20 protein-coding genes are annotated in these 23512 nt (G+C 43.9%); 8 read left to right on the top strand and 12 right to left on the bottom strand.

Features of this window, described 5'->3' with window-relative positions:
- Position 1: 1 nt before the first annotated feature.
- Complete coding sequence (locus RM544_RS05530; protein ID WP_311360782.1) at positions 2-1084, bottom strand: 5'-methylthioadenosine/S-adenosylhomocysteine nucleosidase family protein; 1083 nt, start codon at positions 1082-1084, stop codon at positions 2-4.
- On the bottom strand, positions 1084-2106 hold the full coding sequence (locus RM544_RS05525) for an adenosine deaminase (RefSeq protein ID WP_311360781.1): 1023 nt from the start codon (positions 2104-2106) through the stop codon (positions 1084-1086). Before RM544_RS05525 ends, RM544_RS05530 begins: the two co-directional genes overlap by 1 nt.
- Before the next feature lie 211 nt (positions 2107-2317).
- Here RM544_RS05525 and RM544_RS05520 point away from each other — a divergent pair, with 211 nt between their 5' ends.
- The 5 genes from RM544_RS05520 (at position 2318) to RM544_RS05500 (ending at position 9683) form a co-directional block, all read left to right on the top strand.
- Positions 2318-3649 (top strand): NCS2 family permease, encoded by a 1332-nt coding sequence (locus RM544_RS05520; RefSeq protein WP_311360780.1) that lies wholly within the window; start codon positions 2318-2320, stop codon positions 3647-3649.
- A 151-nt stretch (positions 3650-3800) separates the two neighbouring features.
- Positions 3801-4706 (top strand): dienelactone hydrolase family protein, encoded by a 906-nt coding sequence (locus tag RM544_RS05515; protein ID WP_311360779.1) that lies wholly within the window; start codon positions 3801-3803, stop codon positions 4704-4706.
- Between the two features lie 22 nt (positions 4707-4728).
- Positions 4729-6414 carry an SWIM zinc finger family protein gene (locus RM544_RS05510; protein ID WP_311360778.1) on the top strand — a complete coding sequence of 562 codons (1686 nt, stop codon included), beginning with the start codon at positions 4729-4731 and terminating at the stop codon, positions 6412-6414.
- Between the two features lie 180 nt (positions 6415-6594).
- Positions 6595-6990, top strand: coding sequence for a c-type cytochrome (locus tag RM544_RS05505; protein WP_311360777.1), 396 nt, complete (start codon positions 6595-6597; stop codon positions 6988-6990).
- 68 nt (positions 6991-7058) lie between these two features.
- Positions 7059-9683 (top strand): bifunctional diguanylate cyclase/phosphodiesterase, encoded by a 2625-nt coding sequence (locus RM544_RS05500; RefSeq protein ID WP_311360776.1) that lies wholly within the window; start codon positions 7059-7061, stop codon positions 9681-9683.
- Between the two features lie 24 nt (positions 9684-9707).
- On the opposite strand, the gene rep is transcribed toward RM544_RS05500, so the two are convergent.
- Positions 9708-11717: a DNA helicase Rep gene (rep, locus tag RM544_RS05495; protein WP_311360775.1), complete on the bottom strand. Its 2010-nt coding sequence runs from the start codon at positions 11715-11717 to the stop codon at positions 9708-9710.
- 197 nt (positions 11718-11914) lie between these two features.
- On the opposite strand from rep, the gene ubiK reads away from it, so the two are divergent.
- On the top strand, positions 11915-12163 hold the full coding sequence (gene ubiK / locus RM544_RS05490; RefSeq protein ID WP_311360774.1) for a ubiquinone biosynthesis accessory factor UbiK: 249 nt from the start codon (positions 11915-11917) through the stop codon (positions 12161-12163).
- 4 nt (positions 12164-12167) lie between these two features.
- Here ubiK and ubiA read toward each other — a convergent pair whose 3' ends face one another.
- Complete coding sequence (ubiA, locus tag RM544_RS05485) at positions 12168-13031, bottom strand: 4-hydroxybenzoate octaprenyltransferase (protein WP_311360773.1); 864 nt, start codon at positions 13029-13031, stop codon at positions 12168-12170.
- A 31-nt stretch (positions 13032-13062) separates the two neighbouring features.
- Positions 13063-13698, bottom strand: a complete 636-nt coding sequence (locus tag RM544_RS05480) for a chorismate--pyruvate lyase family protein (RefSeq protein WP_311360772.1) — start codon at positions 13696-13698, stop codon at positions 13063-13065.
- A 12-nt stretch (positions 13699-13710) separates the two neighbouring features.
- Between RM544_RS05480 and RM544_RS05475 the strand changes: the two genes are divergently transcribed.
- Entirely contained in the window at positions 13711-14178 is a 468-nt protein-coding gene (locus RM544_RS05475) for a flagellar basal body-associated protein FliL (protein ID WP_311360771.1), read from the top strand.
- Here RM544_RS05475 and RM544_RS05470 read toward each other — a convergent pair.
- From RM544_RS05470 to RM544_RS05450, 5 genes are read right to left on the bottom strand one after another with little or no spacing between them, the layout of a single operon-like run.
- Positions 14175-14747 (bottom strand): rhomboid family intramembrane serine protease, encoded by a 573-nt coding sequence (locus RM544_RS05470; protein ID WP_311360770.1) that lies wholly within the window; start codon positions 14745-14747, stop codon positions 14175-14177. The genes RM544_RS05475 and RM544_RS05470 overlap by 4 nt on opposite strands.
- 47 nt (positions 14748-14794) lie before the next feature.
- Positions 14795-15121, bottom strand: coding sequence for a thiosulfate sulfurtransferase GlpE (glpE, locus tag RM544_RS05465; protein WP_311360769.1), 327 nt, complete (start codon positions 15119-15121; stop codon positions 14795-14797).
- 28 nt (positions 15122-15149) lie between these two features.
- Positions 15150-16181 (bottom strand): L-threonine 3-dehydrogenase, encoded by a 1032-nt coding sequence (gene tdh / locus RM544_RS05460; RefSeq protein ID WP_311361334.1) that lies wholly within the window; start codon positions 16179-16181, stop codon positions 15150-15152.
- 26 nt (positions 16182-16207) lie between these two features.
- The gene (locus RM544_RS05455) at positions 16208-17401 is read right to left on the bottom strand and encodes a glycine C-acetyltransferase (RefSeq protein WP_311360768.1); all 1194 of its coding nucleotides are present in this window, start codon (positions 17399-17401) and stop codon (positions 16208-16210) included.
- Positions 17402-17455: 54 nt separating this feature from the next.
- On the bottom strand, positions 17456-18499 hold the full coding sequence (locus RM544_RS05450) for a glycosyltransferase family 9 protein (protein ID WP_311360767.1): 1044 nt from the start codon (positions 18497-18499) through the stop codon (positions 17456-17458).
- An 85-nt stretch (positions 18500-18584) separates the two neighbouring features.
- On the opposite strand from RM544_RS05450, the gene RM544_RS05445 reads away from it, so the two are divergent.
- Positions 18585-19370, top strand: coding sequence for a 3-deoxy-D-manno-octulosonic acid kinase (locus RM544_RS05445; RefSeq protein ID WP_311360766.1), 786 nt, complete (start codon positions 18585-18587; stop codon positions 19368-19370).
- Here RM544_RS05445 and RM544_RS05440 read toward each other — a convergent pair.
- Together RM544_RS05440 and RM544_RS05435 are read right to left on the bottom strand one after the other, a co-directional pair.
- Positions 19362-21698: a bifunctional diguanylate cyclase/phosphodiesterase gene (locus RM544_RS05440; protein WP_311360765.1), complete on the bottom strand. Its 2337-nt coding sequence runs from the start codon at positions 21696-21698 to the stop codon at positions 19362-19364. The genes RM544_RS05445 and RM544_RS05440 overlap by 9 nt on opposite strands.
- Before the next feature lie 184 nt (positions 21699-21882).
- Positions 21883-23352, bottom strand: a complete 1470-nt coding sequence (locus RM544_RS05435) for a capsule assembly Wzi family protein (RefSeq protein WP_311360764.1) — start codon at positions 23350-23352, stop codon at positions 21883-21885.
- Positions 23353-23512: the final 160 nt, after the last annotated feature.

The following is a 23512-nucleotide window of genomic DNA, read 5'->3' as shown; positions in this document are numbered from 1 at the left end:
TCTATTTCACCTCTTTTGTTTGTGCGCTCTTATCTGTGTTCGATGCACTAACAATTTCATCTAATAGTGCGATTAGGAATTTGGTGCCCGTGCCAGATGCGATACCATCAAACACGCTTTCTTCATTTTTACCGTGTTGCGCTCCTGCAAGGTCACTCACCGAACGAATAATAATCCAATCAACTTCGTTCACGAAGCTAACTTGCCCAACTGCCGCCGATTCCATCTCTGTCACTTGTGCATTGTAAACATCTTGTAACCAAACTCGATATTCTGCGTTGTCGGCAAACACCGAGCCCGTCACACCATTGCCGCCCACTCTCACGTTAATCTCTTTACCCGAGGGCATTTTGATCGCGTCGACATTGTCTACTGCTTGTTGAGCAAGCTTAAGCAAGTTATCTGATACCGTAAAATAAGGCATCTGTTGAGGAGAGTCCCATCCTTGTTTAACCACCGACATCTCTTCTGGGAATTGGTACCCAAAGTTTTTGTACTTTGGCGCATGCGGATCGCTCTTTTCACGTTCTTTGTATCGCGCTAAGGCTTGTTCGTAGTAAGACGGTAAGGTGTATTCCTGGCCGTTATCCTTCAAGGCTTTGTTGGTACCACCTGCGGCACGCGCTGGTTTTGGATTCACATACACCGACTCATCATGAAAATACCAACGTTCAGGTATCGCAATGTCGCCCACATTAAACTCAGGGTTGATGGCACCCGCAATCCCCATCATCACGACTCGTTTAACAGGAAAGTAATCGAGTGCCATTTGCATCGTCATGGCCGCGTTAGGGACTGAAATCCCTGTGGTAAAAATAAGAACCTTCTCACCTTTGTAAGTGCCTAATTGATACTTCACACCGCGAATAGTCAAGACTTCATCAATTTGGGCGTGCGCCAATTGACTGAATGCAGTATCAATGGCTTTTATCTCTGGCGAGTAAGCAGCAACAATGGCAGTGAAACCTTCTTCTGTACTGAAATCTCTTGGACCATATCGATTCTCGGCGAGCACTTGGCCAGTCGCGAACACGAATAGAAGCGCTGTCACCAACCCTTTCAATAAATGGCTTACTGTTTTCATCACTTCACTCCTAGTTGCGATACCGTATCTTCAATAATGCCCAACCAATCTTGCTTCGTTTTTTCTGGCAGGAAGCTAGCTTTAAAACCATTTTGCACCAAGGTAATCAGGTCAGATGCTTGCATGTTCACATGCTCTGCTAGTGCCATAAAGTTCTCGTTCAGATAGCCGCCGAAGTAGGACGGGTCATCAGCGTTCACAGTTACGCGTAAGCCATCATTCATCAATTGAAGAATGTTGTGCTCACTCATTTGGTCAATCACGCAAAGCTTAAGATTACTCAGTGGACAGACGGTTAAAGGCACTTGATGTTGCTTTAAGTACGCCATGAGTTCGGGATCTTCAATACTTCTCACGCCATGGTCGATGCGGTCAACCTTGAGTAAATGTAGTGCTTCCCAAATATATTCTGGCGGCCCCTCTTCTCCAGCATGTGCAACTAGTTTAAAACCCAATGCTTTTGCTTGTGCAAACACTCGTTCAAATTTAGATGGCGGATTCCCCAGCTCAGAGCTATCCAACCCGACGGCTTTAATATGCTCATAGTAAGGCCTCGCTTTTTCTAGGGTTTCAATGGCGCTTTCTTCACTAAGGTGGCGTAAGAAAGACAAAATAAGATAAACACTAATACCCAGTTCATCTCTGGCTTTCTCGATGGCCTTAATAAAACCCGGCATAAAGACATCATAAGAAACTCCGCGTTCTGTATGCGTTTGCGGGTCAAACATAATTTCAGCATGCAATACGTTTTGCTCATGACACTTACACAAATAAGCCCACATTAACTGAAAAAAGTCGTCTTCGTCTCGAAGCACATCCGCTCCTTGATAATATAGGTCAAGGAAGCTTTGAAGATTGTCGAACTGATAGGCGCTTTTGATTGCGTCGACATCGGAAAAAGGCAATTCAACATGATGCTTTTGAGCCAAATCCCACATGAGTTGTGGCTCTAAACTACCTTCGATATGTAAATGTAATTCTGCTTTCGGTAAGCGCTGAATCAATGTTTCAAGATTGCTCATTCCAAGTTCCTGCGGCTGATTGATCTGGTCTACAAAATCTGGACAAACAAAGCGATGAGGTCTTCGGCAAGTAAGAAAAGGTAAACACGGCTTCCATTACATTACCATAGTAATATACTGATGATGTAGTGATAATCTGCTATAAATAACCCTAACAATCACAAGCCAAACAATGTCTTGCATAAAATAAGAATAATAAAGAGGAAGACCCATGCTTGCCCGCTTCTTGGAAACCACATTTTCACTTAAACAGCACGCGACCACCGTGAAAACTGAAGTCATTGCTGGTTTAACTACCTTTGCGGCAATGTCATATATTCTCATAGTGAATCCAAGCATACTTGGCCTGAGCGGAATGCCAGTGGCTGGCCTTATCACTGTCACCGCGCTGGCTGCTTGTTTAGGTACTTTGCTAATGGCTTGGCTAACCAATTATCCGGTGGCACTTGCGCCCGGCATGGGGTTGAACGCCTTCTTTGCTTTTACTATATGCTTAAGCCGAGAAATACCTTGGGAAGCCGCGCTTGGCATCGTTTTTTATAATGGTGTGCTGTTCTTATTGTTAACGTTATCTGGGCTAAGACAAAAAATTGCCGAAGCAATCCCCGCGGCCCTGAAAATTGGCGTACAGTGCGGTATCGGCTTATTCATTGCCTTTATCGGTCTGAAGAATGCAGGACTGATTGTTGACAACCCTGCGACATTTGTCGGATTGGGCGACCTTTCGGAACCTGCTGTATTGCTTGCGCTCTTCGGTATTATCTTCACCATTGTTTTGGTCTTAAAGAAAGTGTCGGGTGCCATCCTTATCTCTATTATTACACTTACCCTCATTGGTCTTTTCATTCCAACAGAAGCCGGCTACTTGACTGCTAAACCTGATGCAATCGTTGGTTTGCCCGCGCCTATTTCAGATACCTTTTTCGCAATGGACTTGATGTATCCCATCATCAACTTTGCTACAACGTGGGACTTAATATTTGCGCTGATGTTTGTGAACATGTTCGACACTATTGGCACTTTAATTGGTGTATCGAAACGAGCCAAGCTAGTAGATGAACAAGGCAAGTTACCGCTTATGGGCCGGGCGATGACCGCGGATGCGACTGCCGGTGTTGTTGGTGCAGCCTTGGGCACCTCACCTGTGACTAGTTATGTGGAATCTGCAGCGGGCGTATCAGCTGGCGGGCGAACCGGTTTAACCGCTGTCGTCGTTGCGATTTGTTTCTTACTCGCCTTATTTTTGTCCCCTCTCATGTTAGTTATACCCCTAATGGCAACCACGCCAGCATTGGTGATGGTGGGTATTTTCATGATGGACTCAATCAAAGAGCTAGAGTTTGACGACCTAACCAGCGTCGCTACCGCAATCATCGCGTTAATGGCAATGCCACTGACTTTCAGTATCAGTGAGGGGATCGCTTTGGGCTTTATCACTTATGTAGGTATTCGCTTGGGGACGGGTGAATTCAAAAAAGTGAGTCTTTTAACCTACGCAATGGCGGCAGTTTTCTTACTAAGGTATATACTTGATTTGAAATAAGCGCTTAGTGACAAGCTAAACATGTTTCCAATTGTAAAGATTTTGAACTGTCAGGATATAAACGTACGTAGTATTTACCAATCCAGTGACTGCAAGGCCGCTCGCATTGTCTTGCTCAATGACTATAGCAACGGTATGAAAAGGAAAATCAATGACATCGCATAAAACTGACTCACTTAAACCGGAAGATATCCCACAGCAAGCCTTCGATTGGTATGACGAATATGCCCATGGCGATATTAACCGACGAACGTTTTTATCACGATTAGGTACCTTGTCTGTTGCAGGTTTATCTTTAGGGCTTATTTCTAGCTCACTTATCCCAGACTACGCAAAAGCGGAGCAAGTTAGCTTCAATGACGCTGATATTAAAGCTACCTATGAAACTTTCGACTCGCCGCTAGGGCATGGGAAAGGCGAAGGTTACTTAGTGGTACCGCGTAATCTCGACAAAAAGGCACCCACTGTACTTGTGGTTCACGAGAATAGAGGCTTAAACCCTTACATTAAGGATGTCGCTCGACGTCTTGCCAAAGCAGGTTTTGTTGCATTTGCACCAGACGCCTTAGCACCTTTAGGTGGTTACCCTGGGAATGATGACGAAGGTCGAAGCATGCAGCGAAGCCTAGATCGTGACAAAATTGAACAAGACTTCATGGCAGCAGCTAACTGGCTGAAAAAGCATGAAAGTGGTACAGGCAAATTAGGTGTCGTTGGATTCTGTTTTGGTGGTTATATTAGTAACTTGTTAGCAGCGACAATGCCTAATGAGATCGATGCCGCTGTACCGTATTATGGCACACCAGCAAAAGCTGAGCTCCAACAGAATGTGAAAGGCCCATTGATGATCCACTTTGCCGAATTGGATAAGCGTGTGAATGCATCTTGGGAGTCGTACGAAGCCGTTCTTAAGGCTAACGATGCGAATTATAAAGCGCATTTCTATGCTGGCGCTCAACACGGCTTTCATAATGACTCTACCAGTCGTTTCAGCCCTCAAGACGCCGACTTATCTTGGCAACGTACGTTAGATTTCTTTGGTAAACATCTCGCGTAGTTCTTCGCGAGACATTGACTTAATGCCATCAGATAACATCAATCTGTATTTAGAGAAAGTTGCAGGCCAACGCGCGTTTAGTAAAGGTATGCGTCTTCATGAGCAAAAAAAAGTACGCGCTCTGCAACGGGATCAACTGTTAATTACAGCCATTGTCGAAGATAACACACAGTATCGGGTGAGCCTGTCCTTAGTAAATGATAAGTACGAGGGGCAATGTGAGTGTGATGTTTCTGAAGGCTTTGAATTTTGCCAGCATTGCGTTGCTGTCGCTTTAGCAAACGATGAGCAAGAACAAGAGCTGGAGCGACTTCGCAGTGGCGATGCAAAGGACCGGATCGCCGCGTACGTGAGCAGCTTAGATGAAGATGATGCCAAAGCAATGCTGCTTGAGCTCATGACAAAACAAACTGATGATCTCAACAAATGGCAAATCATTGCTGACATTTCAGCGAAAAAGGCCAATATCAAAGATATCTGCGACATCATCAATACCGCTTTGCCAGTCCGTGAAGTATGGCGCAAAGACAGAGTCAAAACATACTTCGACCTTGCCATCACCAAACTGAATGCTGTGCACGATATTTTACCTCGCTTACCTGCTGAAAACGCTGTGGAAATTACCGAGTACGCGCTAAAGCGCTACGATAAGGTCATGAATAAAATAAAGGACGATAAAAGCCAGAGCTTAAAAGTTGAGTATTTATTCACACAGTGGCTCATACAATTCAGCGAGGCATGCGCTTGGCCTATTGAGCAGAATGTTTCGTTTTTAAAGAATCTGTATTTGACGCACTATGCTAATTTTACACTTCGTCCTGTCCTATCTCGTTTCTTCACAAATGACATCGAACAGAAAGAAGCCATAGTGCAATCCATTCTTGATTGGCGTGAGAGCCTGCAAGCCGACCAAGCGCTTACGCTGACGGAAGATTTACGGCATTATTTCATGCTCAACAGCGACTGGAAAAGCCTGATTTCTATCAGCGAAAGCACTGCAACCGAGGCGAATCAAAAGCTGGAATTACTTGGTTATTATATAAAAGCAGAACAAGTAAAAAGTGCTAAAGACCTCATGGATGAATTGCAGGCAACCACCTTAAACCAAACTCAAATAACAAAGTTACAGAAACTTGAATTAGCGCTACAGGGAGCGACAAGCCCAAAAGAAGTGCAGTTGAAACAGCTCTGGGATATTTTCGAAAGCAACTTAGAGCCCGCCGATTTGCAGGCGTTTTTGAATATGCTCAATCATCTTGAGCCTGAGCAGGTAAAAAATTATCAACAGCAAGCTGAGAACCTCGCAAAAATGAAGCTCAATGACAAAGCTAGTTCGTTTGATAATGATAAGCTAGTTGCAGTGTTTATGATCACAAATAACTGGCAAGCGGCCTATCAAGTAGCGATGCAAAGTGATCTCAAACCAGCATTACTGCACCAATTAGCTCAAAGAGCCATTACTGAAGATTACGATACGGGTCTCAATTTGTATCGTAAACTGATCATGCACTACCCAGCAAGAACCACGCATGAAGATTATATGACAGCGATTAACTTGTTAAATGAATTAAAAGAGGCGCTGCTATTCACTTCAAAAAGCCCTGAAAAGGCCAAGCTCGCTTTCGATTTTTTAGTCAGTGAACTGAATTATGAGTTCAAACAGAAACGAAAATTCCTTGCTTTGTTAGGTAAATACTATGGCTTGTAAACCATTTTGTGCAGAGTTTAGCTAATCAAAACAGTTTGTTAACCGATAAAAAGAGATAAAACCCTTTCTACCACGTTTATATTCGTGTAGTGAAAGCGCAACAAATAGTTGTTTACCCCTGACTAATGTTTATAATTGCGGTAAGTTGTTGTGAGTCTTAGTAAATTGCAGGAGATTTTTGTGAAACTTAGAGTGTTGTTAAGTCTATTTATATCAGCCTTGGTTATTGTGAGTGTAAACGCTCAAGAGACTACCGACCAAGATTTGCTAGACCGCATTAAACCGGTCGGAAAAGTGCATGTTGCTGGTGCGGCACCTGCTGCAGCTGCCGGGCCTCGTACAGGTAAACAAATATATGATGGCGCGTGCGTCGCTTGTCATACATCTGGCGTATTAGGTGCACCAAAACTTCAAGTTGCTGCTGATTGGAAACCACGCCTAGACGAGAAAGGTTTTGAACAGGTGTGGAAAAACGCGGTCAATGGTATCAATGCCATGCCTGCCATGGGAACTTGTGGTGATTGTACTGAAGAAGACATCAAAGTTGCTGTCGAGTACATGATCGAAGGTATCTAACTAGCGCATTCAGTCGCGCGTACCCTTAAATTTAGTTGTATTAAGAGCGGGTAGGATCATTCCTTGAAATGAGCGAAGACGAAAAAGTAATCGGTGAGTTAAGTGAACAAGAGTTGCGGGAGCTTATTCCCCAACTCCAGTTACTTACCGAAAAATATAAGCGCGCTGAGCAAGTTCAGAAAGCGTTATTCGAGATTAGTGAACTCGCGAGTTCAGTAAGTAATCTCGATCGTCTTTATAAAGCCGTTCACGACATTGTTAGTGAGTTCATGAGCGCTGACAACTTCTACGTTGCTTTTTACGATCCTTCCGATAAACACGTCGACTTTGCCTACTTTGTTGATGAAGTTGATGAAGAAGAACTCAGCCGAGTGCCATACGAACGGATCATGGATGGCGTTACGGGGTATATTCTAAAAAGCGGTACTAGCTTGGTATTAACCAAGGAAAACCTCGAATCGGTAGTCGAAGAAACGGGTATTAGAATACTAGGGACTCCGCCGGTTGATTTGGTTGGTGTACCATTGAAACGCAGTACCGAAGTCATTGGTGCCATGGTTGTGCAGAGTTATAACGACGATGTTCGCTATGACCAAGACGACTTTGAAGTTCTCTCATTTATCTCTCAACACATTGTGACTACGGTCGACCGTGTTAAAAGTCGTGAAGTGACCGAACGCACCATTCGTGAACGTACCAAACAATTGCGAACCATCAATGATGACCTTCAAGAAGAAATCTTGGAACGTCAGAAAATTGAGTCTCTGCAAACCGCATTATTTGAAATTTCAGAATTATCAGTCGCTTTAGACGATGACATGCCGCGCTTCTATTCGAAGCTACATGCAATATTGGCTCGTTTGATCAGTGCACCTAACTGTTTTGTCGCCGTACTGACTGAAAATAAAGACAGCCTTAACTTTCCGTATTTCAGTGATGAATTACATGAATCGGCAGAAGAACGTCCTTTAGGTCTTGGCTTAACGGAATATATCATTCGTCGCGGTGAAGCCTCACTGATAGACAACTCACGTATTTTAGCCTTAGTTGAAGAAGGCGAAGTCGACGTTACTATTGCACAGAACATGATGGAGCATAACAACTCCTGGTTGGGCTCACCACTTGTGATCGACGGCGAAGTTCACGGTGTTATTGCAGTTCAAACCTACGGTAAGTTAGAAGATTACACACAGAAAGATCTCGAAATTTTGCGCTTTGTTTCCCACCACATTGCCGTTGCAATGGAGCGTAGAAGAAGTTCGGAATCGCTGAAAGAATACAATTTACAGCTGACCGAAAAAGTACAAGAGCGTACTGAAGAATTAAACAAAACTAACGAATACCTGAAGAAACAGATAGAGCAGCGTAAGGAAATTGAGTTAAAGCTTATTCATGATGCCCATCACGATGCCTTAACCGACTTACCGAATCGCGTTATGTTTAATAGCCGCCTAGAGTTGGCGATTGCTAACAAAAAGCGACATCCTGAGAATCAATTTGCTGTTCTCTTTATCGATCTCGATCGCTTTAAAATTATTAACGACACTCTCGGCCATCATGCTGGCGATGAGTTCCTGGTTGAAGTTGCTCAGCGAATTGCCTTATGTAAACGTGGCCATGACTTACTTGCGCGCCTAGGCGGTGATGAGTTTGTTATCCTCTTGGATAACTTTGAGACGGTCAGTGCCGTTGAAGAAGTAGCAACACGCGTTATTAATTCCGTTTCCGTACCTTTCGTACTCGATGGTAAAGAAATGTTCAGTGGTGCAAGTATCGGTATTGCTCACCTCAATAGTACTTACATGTCAGCAGACGAAGTACTGCGTGACGCCGATGCAGCAATGTATCAGGCGAAAAGCTTAGGTCGTGGACGCTATATAACCTTCGATAAGAGCATGCGTGAAAAGCTACTGGAAGACATCCAACTTGAAGCTGAATTCCGCAAAGCGCTTAAAGCAAAAAGCTTTGACTGCGTGCTCCAACCGGTTATGTCACTTACCGATGAGACATTGCTCTACTACGAATGCACATTGCAGTGGCATAATGAAACCTTCGGTCAAATCAACCGTGAGCAGTTTTGGCAGATAGCTGAACAATGCGGTTTGACTTTAGATTTAAACCAATTCTTGCTTGATGGTGCCATCGGCTTGCTGGCTCAGTGGAAACACGATCCACAATACGCCAACCAGCGCATTGGCGTAAGCTTGTCAGTGGAGCATTTAATGCAGAAAGACTTGGTCAATGAGTTAATTGAGCAAGTAAAAGAAGCCGATTTCGAACCGGACATGTTGCTACTTGAGTTCTCAGAAAGCGCACTAACCAACCGCTCGCAATTTATTCTGCCTGCGATTAAGAAAATCAAACGCAACGGCTTCGGTCTGATCCTAGACAACTTTGGCAGTGGCTCTGCGTCATTGAACTATTTGTTCTCTTATCCTTTCAAATTCTTAAAAATAGACGAGCGATTTGTCCAATCATTTACTCGCTCTGAGAAGAACTTACGTTTTATTGAGTCTGTTATTCTTGTTGCAGAGAAAGTGGGTCTGACAGTTATTGCTGAAGGTATCTCCAGCAAAGCTAAGCTTGATGGTTTAATTGGGCTAGGATGTGAGTTTGGGCAAGGCGACATGCTCGGACAAACGATTCTTCTCGACTTCGTTGATGACACTGACGACGCTGCCACCGAAGAATAAGCACTACACCTTTTAACTGCGCAACTACCCCAGTAAGTTACGCAGGTTTGCGATACTCTTTTCTCCCTTTTCTTGACGCTCTTCAGCACTTGGCTTTTTCTTTTGAAATTCCCATTGAACATCATCTTGGGGCAATTCATAGAGGAAACGAGAAGGTTCAGGCTGAATTATCTCTCCAAATTGACGACGTTCCCGGGCAATACTGAAAACAAGCTCTTGCTGTGCTCTGGTGATCCCAACATAGGCAAGGCGGCGCTCTTCGTCTACATTATCCTCGTCGATACTACTCTGATGAGGCAGCAGGCCTTCTTCCATGCCCACCATATAAACATATGGGAATTCGAGTCCCTTGGAAGCGTGCAATGTCATTAACTGAACCTGATCAGCTTCGGCATCATCTTCACCACGCTCCATCATGTCTCGCAGTATTAAACGATTAACTATTTCAACGAGTGTCATCGGTGGCTCTAGCTCATCGCCTTGCAACATATCATTGACCCAAGAAAACAGTGTACTCACATTGGCCATTGCCATTTCAGCCGCCTTGGGACTCGCACTTTGTTCATACAGCCATTCTTCATAACCCATTGCTTTAATAAAGTCTCGCAGCACACCAATCGTATCGCCACGGTCCATGTTGTCTGCCGCTTCAACAACCCAGCGTGAGAAGCTACTGACCGATTGGTACGCACTAGTGCCTAAAATACTCTTTAAGCCGTCGTGGCAGCAGGCTTCAAACAGTCCAATTTTGTTCGCATTAGAGAAGTGTCCAACTTTTTCAAGGGTAGCCCGTCCAATGCCACGAGTGGGTGTATTGATGACGCGCAGCAAAGCATTGTCGTCATCCTGGTTTACCAAAAGGCGCAAGTAAGCCATGATATCCTTTACTTCAGTTCGCCCAAAGAACGACATGCCACCGCTGATTTTATAGGGAATACGGTTGCTCATGAGTACTTTTTCGAAGACTCTGGATTGGTGATTGCCACGATACAGGATCGCATAATCACCATAAGCCGTATTATTCATGAAGCGATGAGCCATCAATTCGGCCACTACCTTCTCCGCTTCATGTTCTTCATTCTTTGATACCACCACTTTCAATGACTCACCGTAAGCAAGTTCACTAAATAAACGTTTATCGTACACGTGCGGGTTGTTCTGAATAAGGATGTTTGCGCTGTGCAATATGCGGCCCGAAGAACGGTAATTTTGCTCCAGCTTAATGAGTTTCAAGCTTGGAAAGTCTTTTTGCAGCAAGACCAAATTTTGTGGACGTGCGCCACGCCATGAATAAATAGATTGGTCATCATCACCTACCACAGTGAATCGAGCTCTTTGCCCTACCAATAAACGCACTAACTCATATTGGCTGGTGTTTGTATCTTGGTACTCATCGACGAGCAAGTACTTCAACATGCTTTGCCACTTTTCTCTAACCGCCTGATTCGTCTTTAGCAATAAAGTAGGTAGCAGGATAAGATCATCAAAGTCGAGTGCGTTGTATGCCTTTAAGTGTGAGGCATATTGTACGTAATATTTGGCCTGCTCAACTTCGATATCACCTTGTGCTATCTTCAATGCCGCCTCTGGCATGACTAGGTCGTTCTTCCAATTTGAAATGCGACTTTGCAGCGCTGACAACAAGTCTTTATCACCGTCGTAATCAATTTCGGTTAAATCACGCAAGAGACTTAAGGTATCTTTATCATCGAAGAGAGAGAAACCTGCCTTGTAGCCTAACTGCAGCACATGCTTCTTAATAATGCTCAGGCCAAGAGTGTGAAACGTTGACACTTTCAAACCACGTGCTTCTGCCTTACCTAAGGTTTGTCCAACCCGCTCTTTCATTTCACGGGCTGCTTTGTTCGTAAACGTCACTGCCGCTATTTGGCGAGCTTTATAACCACACTCTCGGACTAAGTAGGCTATTTTATTGGTAATAACACGTGTTTTTCCGCTACCTGCACCGGCAAGTACCAAGCATGGACCTGATACATATTCGACTGCCTCTTGTTGTGCATCGTTTAAGCGCATATTTTCTCTCTAATAGACTCGCGTTGAGTGATTTTGAATAGCTGTTTTGAAAAGCTGTTCTGGTAGTGACGGAAAACACCTTAGGAGGCAGGATCCGAAACAAGAAATAAATTATAACAAATGACGCGTAGATAACGCTTTTTTCTTTTGTATTTCGGGCTACAATTATACAGAGAATTTAAATGAAGGAATAAGCGATGCTTGACCCAAAAAAGTTAGAAGAAATTGCCAAAAATATCAGTGATGCTATCCCGCCAGGCGTAAAAACGATGGCTGGTGAAGCTGAGAATCGCGTCAAACAAGTCCTTCAGGCCCAGTTGTCGAAACTCGACCTAGTGACGCGAGAAGAGTTTGATGTGCAAAGCCAAGTATTGATCAGAACACGTGAGAAGCTCGAAGCCTTGGAAGCGCGTTTAGCTGCTTTAGAGACGCCGGAAGAAAAGTAAGCCGCTAGAAAGACAGTCCTGCAAATACGCCACAGGTGATGACTAAGCCAACCCAATGATTGTGTAAGAATGCTTTAAAGCACAGTTCTTTTTGGCGAGTTGTCACCAAGCGCAACTGATAAATAAACATACCTGCAGCAATGAATAGCGACACAAAATACGCCACATTCAGCTCAGTAATTATCCCCACCCAAATCAATAAACCTAGGCTGATGACCTGCAATATACCAATGGCTAACACGTCATAGCGACCAAACAATATGGCCGTCGATTTGATCCCCACTTTCAGGTCATCATCTCTGTCGACCATGGCATAGGCGGTATCGTAGGCCACAGTCCATGTTAAGTTCGCCAAATATACAATCCACAACCAATACGGCAGGCTTTCTTGGATCGCCATAAACGCCATAGGAATTGCCCAGCTAAAAGCGGCGCCCAAGAATATTTGTGGTAAGTGTGTATAACGCTTCATAAAAGGATAAAGGCTAGCCAAAAATAAAGCGCCAACAGAAAGCACAATCGTTTGCCAATTTAAAAACAAGACCAAGATAAACGCTAACGCAATCAAGCATGCAAACAATTGCAGGGCCTCGTTTGCGCTGACTCTGCCCGACACGAGTGGTCTTGACTTGGTGCGGGCAACTTCACCGTCTACTTTGCGATCAGCATAATCGTTGATCACACAACCGGCTGAACGCATCAAAACGACACCCGCTGTGAAAATAAAAAGGATATGAAAAGCAGGAAACCCGTTTGCTGCCCACAACAAAGCCCACATGGTTGGCCACAGTAACAAATAAATACCGATGGGTTTATCAGCACGCATTAGGTGCCAATAAGCTTCACGATTTTGCCACTTAAGTAACATTAGCCAACGCTCAGCAAGGTGAACAAGTAACTCATGCCTGCATGCTCTCGGCGACATAGCAAGGACAGTCGGGCAGGAAAACTTCAGCCACCAGCAAATGCCAGTCATGTACTTTGAACTTCGAGCGGCGTCCCCACAGAGCGTGCTTGAGTTCGGCATGTGGGTCAATCGGATTTGTCGTTAGTTTTGCAATAGAGAATTCACTACGAACGAATTGGTCATCGTTGAAAATCCGTTGGCCTAAAGGTTGATTGCCAAGAGTCGCCCATGTTGTCTTACACAAATGTTCAGGCAACACACTGCGAGCAAAGACCCATGGTTTTCCTTCACCATACAAAATGACTTCGCGAACTTGCCACGCTTGTTCGTCATATTGCGGTAACGCTAATTGTTCACTTTCGTCACCGTGCATGGTTGCTTGTCCAATCACTTCAACTTCAAAGCTAGAAGTAAGTGCTTGTAAACGTTCTGTTAATGAACCGGTATTAAGCAGCCAGTCAGACAAGCCGACTTGCGGAATATGATGCTGTGTTGGTGATACCCAGTTGGCGTCAATACCGATGGGAAATTGATTATTTTCTGACAAGTGATTTAGAAATTTGAGTTTAATCCGATATACTAAGTCTAACACAGCAAAGAATATATCTGCATCCGTATTGTTCTTCACAGAGGCTTGATCATGGCAGTTTGGCAAAAAAGACATCAGAGTAATCGTAAACAGCAAGTCCTTCAGGCTCTGCTTTCATTAGCATTACTCATTGGTTTTTCACTGGCGCTGTCAGTGAGCGCGAATGCTCAAGACGAGTCTGCCGCTCCATCATACGCCTATGTGGGCCTTGAGCCAGACATCGTAACAAACTATGCGGGAGACAATTCGAAGAAGTTGGGTTATGTTCGCGTGACCATTGAAATGATGGTTTCGGATCCTAGCCTCATTCCAGAAATTGAACATCATATGCCACTGCTAAGAGCCACAGCGATTGAAGTATTCGGCGCACAGCCAGAGGACAAGATCCGATCACTAACGGGTCGTGAGGATATTCGCAGAATGGTGTTACAACAATTCAGAGATATTATGAAGCGTGAAACGGGCGAAGATACAATACAAAACATTATCTTCACCAAGTATTTACGTCAGGGCGGTTAGTTCTTTTTAATACCTGCAATTTGGTGGCTCGCGAGTGCCATCAAACACCCTGATATTAAGCCAAACAGATGTGCCTCGTTCGCCATATTCACCCACAAAACATCAGCGTAACCCAGCGCCAACCAAGCTAGTAAAAACAACACTAAGTTTCTTGGTAAGCCAATTCCCCATTGCGGGCGCAACCAGCCAATCCACCAAACAAAACCGAATAATGCATACACTACGCCAGATAGACCGCCGAAATTAGGCCCCGAAATCAACAGCTGTGCGACGTTTGACGCGACGCCAGATATTAAAAACATAATGACTAACGAAGTCGTGCCAAACATTCGCTCTAATTGCGTTCCTAATACCCACCACCATAAAAGATTAAATACGATATGCAGCATGCTAAAATGCAGGAATACAGGCCCAATAAGACGCCACCACTCATGTGTTTGTGTTAGCACGCCAATTGGACGAATACTGATTGCTTGGGCGATGGGCTGAAATGCACCGAAATAGCTAAAGATATAAACAAGAGCACATATAAGTAGAATAATAGATGTAAAAGGCGTTTGTTTCGCCATTTGCAACCAAGGAGGTGCCCCCCCGGATTTATTCGGCTCGGGAAAACTCAAGAGCGATCGCCAGCTTCAATGGGAAACTGTTGTCGCCACATCTCAAAACCGCCGTCCATACTATATACTTCCTCAAAGCCTTGATGCAGAAGGTATTGGGCTGCTTGTTGAGAGCTGTGTCCATGGTAGCAGACCACGACTACTGGCGTATCAAAGTCATTCTCATTCATAAACTGAGCAATGCTGCCATTATTCAATTGGATTGAACCGGGAATATGAGCCTGCTCAAACGATTGATCGTCACGAATGTCTACAATCTTAGCGCTGCCTTCATCAAGCTTTGCTTTTGTGTCTACGATCGAAATGTGTGCAAACTGTTCCATATAACACCTTTATTTTTCTTGGGTTCGACTAATCGGCCTGCCAGTTTAATAATACCTTACCTGAACGCCCAGAGCCCATGGTTTCAAAGCCTTTCGCAAAATCATCTATGCCAAACTGGTGAGTGATAATTGGCGAAAGATCCAGACCACTTTGTAATAGACTGACCATTTTATACCAAGTTTCAAACATTTCTCGGCCGTATATGCCTTTGATCGTGAGTCCTTTGAATATCACTTGGTTCCAATCCACGGCGACATCTTGTGGTGGAATACCTAACATGGCAATTTTGCCACCATGGTTCATTTTATCTAACATGTCACGAAATGCGCTTGGCACGCCCGACATTTCGAGTCCAATATCAAACCCTTCTGTCATGCCGAGTTCGTTCATCACGTCTTTAAGGTTTTCTGACGCCACATTCACCACACGGCTTGCGCCCATCTTTTTGGCTAAATCAAGACGATAGTCATTAATATCAGTAATCACCACATGACGAGCACCAACATGTTTTGCAACAGCAGCCGCCATAATCCCAATCGGACCAGCACCCGTGATCAGTACATCTTCACCGACTAAATCGAAAGACAAAGCAGTGTGAACAGCATTGCCAAACGGGTCAAAAATCGCCGCCATATCATCACTGATATTGGCAGGAATTTTAAATGCATTGAATGCAGGTATCACAAGATACTCCGCAAACGCACCTTGACGGTTTACACCAACGCCGGTTGTGTTGCGGCATAAGTGGCGGCGTCCAGCACGACAGTTTCGGCAATGACCACAGGTAATATGCCCTTCACCCGACACTCTGTCACCTAGGGTAAAACCAGCGACTTCTTGCCCAATCTTGACTACTTCACCTACATACTCGTGACCAACAATCATAGGCACTGGAATAGTCTGTTGCGACCATTCATCCCAATTAAAGATGTGCATGTCGGTACCACAAATCGCGGTTTTGCGGATCTTAATTAATAAGTCATTCGGGCCAATTTCAGGCACCGGGTTATCAGCCATCCATATACCAGGCTCGCGATGCAGCTTAGCAAGTGATTTCATTTGCTGAGGGTTAGCGGGAGAATTCATTAAATCACTCCTAATTCTTTACCAACTTCAATAAATGCGTCTACCGCTTTATCAATGTGAGCAATAGAATGAGCTGCCGACATTTGTGTGCGGATTCTTGCCTTGCCCTTAGGTACGACTGGGAAAGAAAAACCAACCACGTAGATACCACGCTCTAACATTTTTTCAGCCATGACACTGGCAAGTTTTGCATCGCCTAACATGACAGGGATGATGGCGTGATCTTTGCCCGAAAGTGTAAAACCAGCATCTTCCATGCGAGTTCTGAAGTGCAAAGAGTTTCGGATCAATGCATCGCGAAGGTCTTTACCGTTTGCCATCATATCGAATACTTTCAACGAGGCTGATACGATAGGAGGCGCAACAGAGTTAGAAAATAAGTAAGGACGTGAACGTTGACGCAACCAATCAATCACTTCTTTTTTACCTGAAGTATAACCACCAGATGCACCACCGAGCGCTTTACCTAAGGTACCTGTTAATATATCCACTCGGCCCATAACATCGCAGTACTCATGACTACCTTTGCCGTTTTCACCAACGAAACCGGTAGCATGGCAATCATCGACCATGACCATCGCATCGTATTTATCAGCAAGGTCACAAATACCTTTCAAATCAGCAATAACGCCGTCCATTGAAAACACACCATCAGTTGCGATCAACTTAAAGCGTGCGCCATCCTCTGTCGCTTTGATTAGCTGTTCTTCAAGCGCTGCCATATCATTACTTGCATAACGATAGCGCATGGCTTTACTCAGGCGTACACCATCAATGATACTGGCGTGATTTAATGCATCGGAAATAACCGCATCTTCCTTTTCGAGAACGGTTTCAAACAAACCACCATTCGCGTCAAAGCAAGAGGGATAGAGAATGGTATCTTCTGTACCTAAGAATTCACTGATTTTTTGCTCAAGTTCTTTGTGTATATCTTGCGTGCCGCAAATAAAACGAACAGATGCAACGCCAAAACCATGAGAATCTAAGCCAGCTTTCGCTGCCGCGATAAGGTCTGGATGGTTGGCTAAACCAAGGTAGTTATTCGCGCAGAAGTTGATAACGTCATCGCCACCTGCGACTTTAATGTCGGCATGTTGTTGTGACGTGATTACGCGCTCATTTTTGTATAAACCATCTGCTTTAGTGGCATCCAATTGCGCTTGAATGTGTGAGATAAAACCTTGTGACATAGATTACCCTCAGGTTGCATGTTCTTAGACTCGCGCATTGTCCAGTATTGTGCTCTATGTGTCTAGGTGACGAAGGGCTAAATCCACCTTTTTCAACACTGTTTGTACCAGTAAATGCGTCATTAAATCTTTACCTTTAGCGCGTGTTCCCCAAGGTAAATAAACCCACTCTTTGCCCTTTTGCTCTTTTATATTCACTTCATAGACAGAGCCCACGTAGTCTTGCGATAAGTATGGCCCGGTACGTCGGTAGTTGCTATGGGCATATAAGCCAATAACGCGAGTGCCCATGGCGGTTGCCATATGTGCCGGCCCAGTATCTGGCGCAATCACTAATTGAGCATCTGCAAGCAATGCTAACATTTGTTTTAAACTTGTTTTTCCAACGAGGTCAAGATCGATATGCTGACTTTGTTCTTTTATTTTAGCAGAAATTTCAGCGTCTAAAGGACCGGGGCCACCGCACAGCACTACCTTGTAATCTTTCTCGCTTAAGTACTCAGCTACAGCTACGTAACCGTGTACAGTCCAATTCCTTTCTGCCTTCGACGCCGCGGGACTAATCACGATATACTTGCCAAGATGCTGGGTTTGCTCTCTTGCCCATTGCCAGTCGCTTTCAGACAACGGCATATCCCAACTAGGCTCTGGATCTTTGGGAATGCCTATCGCATCAGCAAAACCCATAAACCCCTCTAGGACATGGGCGTAGCGTTGAGGAGCGATACGTTCATTAGTGAAGAATCGATGACCTTCTTTACTGCGCTTCCAATCAAAACCAATGCGTCTTTTCGCTTTTATGACTTTGGATAATAAATTCGCACGAAGGGCAACTTGCATCACAAACAGTGCATCGAAGACTCTATCACCGAGTGCTTCTTTTACGCTTTCTTTCGCTTGCTTACCTGCTTTTTTGTCATAGACGATAAATTCAACACCTTGCATCCCCTTGAGAAGTTGATATTCGACCTTTCCGATGATCCAGGTAATTTTAATATCAGGGCGATGTTTTCGTATGCGAGTCACCATTGCCACGGCGTGACAAACGTCTCCAATAGCAGAAAGTCGTAAAATACAGAGTTGAAAAGCTTGGCTCAAATGAAATCCGTAAGGCGAAATGTCGTTTTTTTTGTTATGTTACACCAAATCCTAAGCTTTTACAGAGCGCTTGGTAAATATCAATATGATAGAACTATACTCTATTAACCCCGATGAACAGCTGATGCTAGTGAGAGATAGTCACTGGCAACGTGATATTGTGCGCGGCTCTCTAGATATCAACGTGGCGAAATACCTGCAGCTTTTTCAGCCAGACTGGTTAGTTTCTGAAGGTTTAGTGAGCGAAACCGCATCTGGTCGAGGTATGGTTTATTTTTTTGAAGCCATGGATGAAAAGTGTGTACTGAGACATTATTTCCGCGGCGGCATGGTAGCTAAACTCACTGACGATAATTTTGTTTTTACCGGCATACAACAAACTCGCCCTTACAGAGAGCTATCAATGCTCTGCAAGTTATTTAATGCCGGATTGAACGTACCAAAGCCCTTGGCGGCGAAAGTACAAAGAAGAGGGCTTAGTTATAGCGCTGATATTATTACTGGCGCTATTGAAGAATCTCAGGAGTTGCATCAGCTTTTAATGCAAACCAGCTTAGACAAACCTATTTGGTTGGAGATAGGCAAAACCATTAAGCTCCTGCACAACGCTCAAGTTTGCCACACCGACCTCAACGTGAAAAACCTGCTTTTGCAGGCAAATATGAATAGCAAAGAGTTAGATAAAATCGGGATGACAAAAGTATTCATTCTTGATTTTGATGGCTGCAAAGAGAGAAAAGGTGAAAATTGGAAAATAGAAAACTTGGCTCGCTTCAGACGTTCACTCGACAAGCAATGCAATAAACAGGACCAGTATTTCTTCAGCGAAGAAAACTGGCACTGGTTTACTCAAGGTTATCAATCAGCTTGAATCGCGCAATAAGGCCGTTAATTCCTCAGGCTCTATCGGTTTAGAAAATAAATAGCCTTGTGCAAAATCGCATTGCAAAGCCTGTAGGATCTCATTCTGTTCGCTAGTTTCAATTCCCTCAGCGACAACTTGTAGGTTTAGTTTTTTCCCCAACATGATGATTATCTCACACAGGGTTCTATTGATCTTGGAGTCATTTATCGAATGTACAAATGACTTATCTATTTTTATAATGTCTGTTGTAAATTTTTGTAAGTAGGAGATAGAAGAATAACCGGTACCAAAGTCATCAAGAGCTACTTGCACACCCGCAGCTCGAAATTGAGCTAATATATCAGAAACTGTATGGTCAGCACTCATCAGCAAACGCTCAGTTATTTCTAACACAATAGCTTGCGGGGATATTTCCGACTTCCGAAGATGCTCTAACCAAGTAGCAATTCCATTTTCTGTGTCTACATACTGCATTGGCGATGTATTGATACAGACTTGTAATTCCGGTAAATAGTGCTGGCGCCAATAACAAATGTTTTTGCAAACTTGCTCAAAAACCCAATCACTTATTTCATTAATTAGGCCGGTTTCCTCAGCTAAAGGGATAAAGTCATAGGGGCTAACTACGCCATGAGTCGGGTGTTGCCAACGAATCAAAGCTTCTGCTTTGGTTATTTTCCCTGTCTTCAAGTCATATATAGGCTGGTACAACACAAAAAACTCTTCATTCTTGATTGCGTTACGCATGTCACTGATCAAAGTGACGCGTTTTAAGGCCTGCTCTCGCATACTTTTGGTATAGTAATGGTACTTGTTTTTGCCTATCGCTTTCGCTCCGTACATGGCCTGATCTGCATTTTTTAAGAGGCTCGAAACATTGTTAGAATCATTTGGGTAGACGGTGATACCAATACTGGCGGTAGTGTAAACAAACTCATCTTGCAGCTGAAATCCTTGGCTTATTTTTTCGATGAGCTTGTTGGCTACAGTGTCAATGTCAGATACTTGAGTAATATCATTCAATATTACAATAAACTCATCACCACCCAAGCGAGCTACTATATCTTTTTGAGCAATAGAGCTCTTTATTCGTTTCGAACACGCTATCAGTAGATCGTCACCAGTGCTATGGCCCAAAGTATCGTTAATATCTTTAAAGTTATCTAAATCGATAAACATAACAGCGACTAATGTTCCATTGCTATTCGCTGCCGCTAAGGCGCGCTTCAAGTGTTTCTGCATTACGCTTCTATTTGGAAGCATAGTGAGTTCATCTAAATTGGCTTGACGCCAGATAAGCTCACTTGCGTGATAACGTTCAATTGCAATACTGGCAACATGTGCGAACTGCTCTATTCTGTTGAGTTCTTCTGCTGTTGGCAGTGTTGGAGTTGAATGGTAAATAGCGAAGGTACCTAAAACTTTGCCATCAGCAGATTTTATAGGTTCTGACCAGCAGGCTGCCAATCCAGCTTTTTCCGCGATAGAGGCCCAATCTGTCCAATAAGGATGTGTGCTGACATTATCTACCACCGTCCGTTTACCTGTGAACGCTGTAGTACCGCATGAACCTTGACCTACACCGATTTCAACACCGTGGATAGCCTCGTTATAGAACTGAGGTAATGAGGGCCCAGCCCCTAGCAATAAGCGCGTGCCATCTAGCAACAAAATACTGCAATATTGTCCGACGTATTCTTGTTCTACCGCAGTCACAATCTCTTCAAGAACCGGCTGTAGCGAGAATGAACTAACCACCTTTTCTAACAAAACATCTCTAACACGCGCTAATTTCTGCGTTTCTTCAAGCTTCTTTTGTAGTCTAAGGCCTAATAATTGCGTACTCAACGCCCTGTCTTTATTTAATTCATCTTCAACAATCGTGACAAGATCCTTAAGCGCTCGAACTTGCTCATCACTCAAAGTCCCCGGTTTGGTGTCAAAAACACAAAGCGAACCAATATGATGACCCTCAATAGAAATCTTAACACCCGCATAAAATCGAATAAAAGGCGCATTGATAACAAATGGGTTGTTATTGAAATCTTCGTTATTGAGGGTGTCTGGAATAATAAAGATGTCATTTCTGAGAATGGTATGAGAGCAAAAAGAAGATGAGCGAGGGGTTTCATTGAGCCCAAGGTTAACGTCGGACTTAAACCATTGTCGATCAGCGTCGATAAATGAGATCGTAGAGAATTGGCACCTGCAAATACTTGCGGCTAAGCGGGTAATTCGATCAAAGCGCTCTTCTTTTTCCGAATCTAAAATATTTAACTTCTGTAATACCGAAATTCGGTCTTTTTCGTTAGGCGGTAATGGAGCAACTCTCAAGCTGGATCTCCTCAGGAGTAAAGCTTTCAACCACCACATCATAAATTATAGTGATCACTAACAATCTTATTTGCTCAAGAATAGACCACAAGCAGAATATATACAACTGAGTGTTTTATCGTCAGTGTTTATCCCCAAATTTCCTTCCAAAAAGGAGGTCAGCAATTTGGCTTATGTCAAAACCTTAATCAAACGCGTAAGTAGCGTTAAGATAAAGCAAGGCGTCAACTTCGCTGCCTTGGTCGACAAGGTCTCGTGATTCGATACTTCCACCTGCTTTTAACAACCAATTTCCAAAGGGTCTTTGGTAAAACCCACTCACTTGTACCAAGTCTTCAGTCACTGCATCCGTTAACACAGGAGAAGGTCTTGTCCCATCTTTGTTCAGCTCAGCAACACGCAAAATAACCTCAGCTAAAGCGCCACCCTCAAAGCGTATATTCGTGCCAAGCGTGAGTTGCTTTGCGTCACTATCAAAAGTGCTTCCAATAACTCTGTTTCGGTATCGATATCCGCTTGAATAGGTCCCATTTTCATAGAAACAATTCACACTGGTATCATCGTCACCACCACAAGAAATATTAGTATCGCTCGTTTCCAAGTACACTTTTGCGTTGCCAATATAAGTCGATAAACCAACTAAGTTTGCGTTATCGGTGATGCGAATACCGCTTTTTGAATCTTCACCGATGCGTTGTGCATAAATAGAGATAGGACGATTGAATACTTCGAAACTATATTTGATATCATATCCGGCTAAATGATTGCCTGCTTTCGTCAGCTGGTCTTTAGTGCAGCTTTCACGGCGAAGGCAGACTTCTTGGAATGTGACAACGTCGAGCAGCGCACTCAACCCACTGGGATTGCCCTCGCCTCCCCACATTACTGCCCAAGATGCACCAATTTCAAGGCGCTTTAACGGGCTGAAGGTAAAACGGTTAAGTAATAAGTTTGTGTTAGGCACTGCTCGGTCTTCTTCCAAGCGCCCGATTTGGCTAGTTAAATACCAAGGACCTAACCACGAGAGCCAAGGGCTTTCAGAACGTGTAGCACTTGAGCGGCTCAGTGCTAATGTTGGGATTGGCCGTGCGTTATTCGATAAAATTAGACTGCTCGATTGACCGGGCCCCCACCACTGGTCGATTGCGCCCGCACGCAAATTCCACTCTCCAAATTGGTATGCTAAGAAACTGTTATCTAGATTCTTTTTACCACCCGATTGGTAATTTACGCTGAGTTGCGCACTAAAACGTTGCCAATAGAATTCATTGGTTATTTTGACAGACGCTTTCACATCTTCGACACCATCCAATGACGTAAGGCGAGGTTCGCTCGTTGCGCCTTGGATCTCAAGAAAGGTGCGTCTTTTTTGCTGTTTCTGTAAGTACAAATAATGGTCTAAACGCTGCGCAGCCTGTTTAGGAATATTCGGCATTTTAGCGATGTCGAGTTTCATTATTTGGTCAGCAACACCTCTCCATGGCACCGGGTAAGTGATCACGGTGGCATCTAAATAACCCCATTCTTGAAGCGTTTGAAGATCGTAATGCAACTGCTTATCTACTGTGCCTACCCAAGGTGAAGCCTTGCTTGGCGAAACAATCGCTAATAAAGCAATAAAAAGAGAAATGAAAAATGTCGTGCGTCCTGTCACTAAAAAGCATCCCCGAAAAGTGAAAAAATTACAGTCAAATTAAAGTCCAATAATCTGAAAACCGAATAGGTAATAATAACTCATTGGCTTGTAGTTAAACACTTTTTATCGGTTTTTCGTTGCAATTATTGTCTGCTTTCAGTTACTGTTCGTTTCCACA

Source organism: Brumicola blandensis, from assembly GCF_031846165.1.
Classification (GTDB): domain Bacteria; phylum Pseudomonadota; class Gammaproteobacteria; order Enterobacterales; family Alteromonadaceae; genus Glaciecola; species Glaciecola blandensis.
This window is presented reverse-complemented; position numbering and strand designations above follow the sequence as displayed.

Coding starts and splice junctions, on each gene's coding strand:
- RM544_RS05510 (WP_311360778.1), top strand. CDS start 4,729: ATGCCATCAGATAACATCAATCTGTATTTAGAGAAAGTTGCAGGCCAA.
- ubiK (WP_311360774.1), top strand. CDS start 11,915: ATGCTTGACCCAAAAAAGTTAGAAGAAATTGCCAAAAATATCAGTGAT.
- glpE (WP_311360769.1), bottom strand. CDS start 15,121: ATGGAACAGTTTGCACACATTTCGATCGTAGACACAAAAGCAAAGCTT.
- RM544_RS05445 (WP_311360766.1), top strand. CDS start 18,585: ATGATAGAACTATACTCTATTAACCCCGATGAACAGCTGATGCTAGTG.
- RM544_RS05500 (WP_311360776.1), top strand. CDS start 7,059: ATGAGCGAAGACGAAAAAGTAATCGGTGAGTTAAGTGAACAAGAGTTG.
- RM544_RS05475 (WP_311360771.1), top strand. CDS start 13,711: ATGGCAGTTTGGCAAAAAAGACATCAGAGTAATCGTAAACAGCAAGTC.
- RM544_RS05525 (WP_311360781.1), bottom strand. CDS start 2,106: ATGAGCAATCTTGAAACATTGATTCAGCGCTTACCGAAAGCAGAATTA.
- RM544_RS05515 (WP_311360779.1), top strand. CDS start 3,801: ATGACATCGCATAAAACTGACTCACTTAAACCGGAAGATATCCCACAG.
- tdh (WP_311361334.1), bottom strand. CDS start 16,181: ATGAAATCACTTGCTAAGCTGCATCGCGAGCCTGGTATATGGATGGCT.
- ubiA (WP_311360773.1), bottom strand. CDS start 13,031: ATGTTACTTAAGTGGCAAAATCGTGAAGCTTATTGGCACCTAATGCGT.
- RM544_RS05470 (WP_311360770.1), bottom strand. CDS start 14,747: ATGGCGAAACAAACGCCTTTTACATCTATTATTCTACTTATATGTGCT.
- RM544_RS05455 (WP_311360768.1), bottom strand. CDS start 17,401: ATGTCACAAGGTTTTATCTCACACATTCAAGCGCAATTGGATGCCACT.
- RM544_RS05520 (WP_311360780.1), top strand. CDS start 2,318: ATGCTTGCCCGCTTCTTGGAAACCACATTTTCACTTAAACAGCACGCG.
- RM544_RS05530 (WP_311360782.1), bottom strand. CDS start 1,084: ATGAAAACAGTAAGCCATTTATTGAAAGGGTTGGTGACAGCGCTTCTA.
- rep (WP_311360775.1), bottom strand. CDS start 11,717: ATGCGCTTAAACGATGCACAACAAGAGGCAGTCGAATATGTATCAGGT.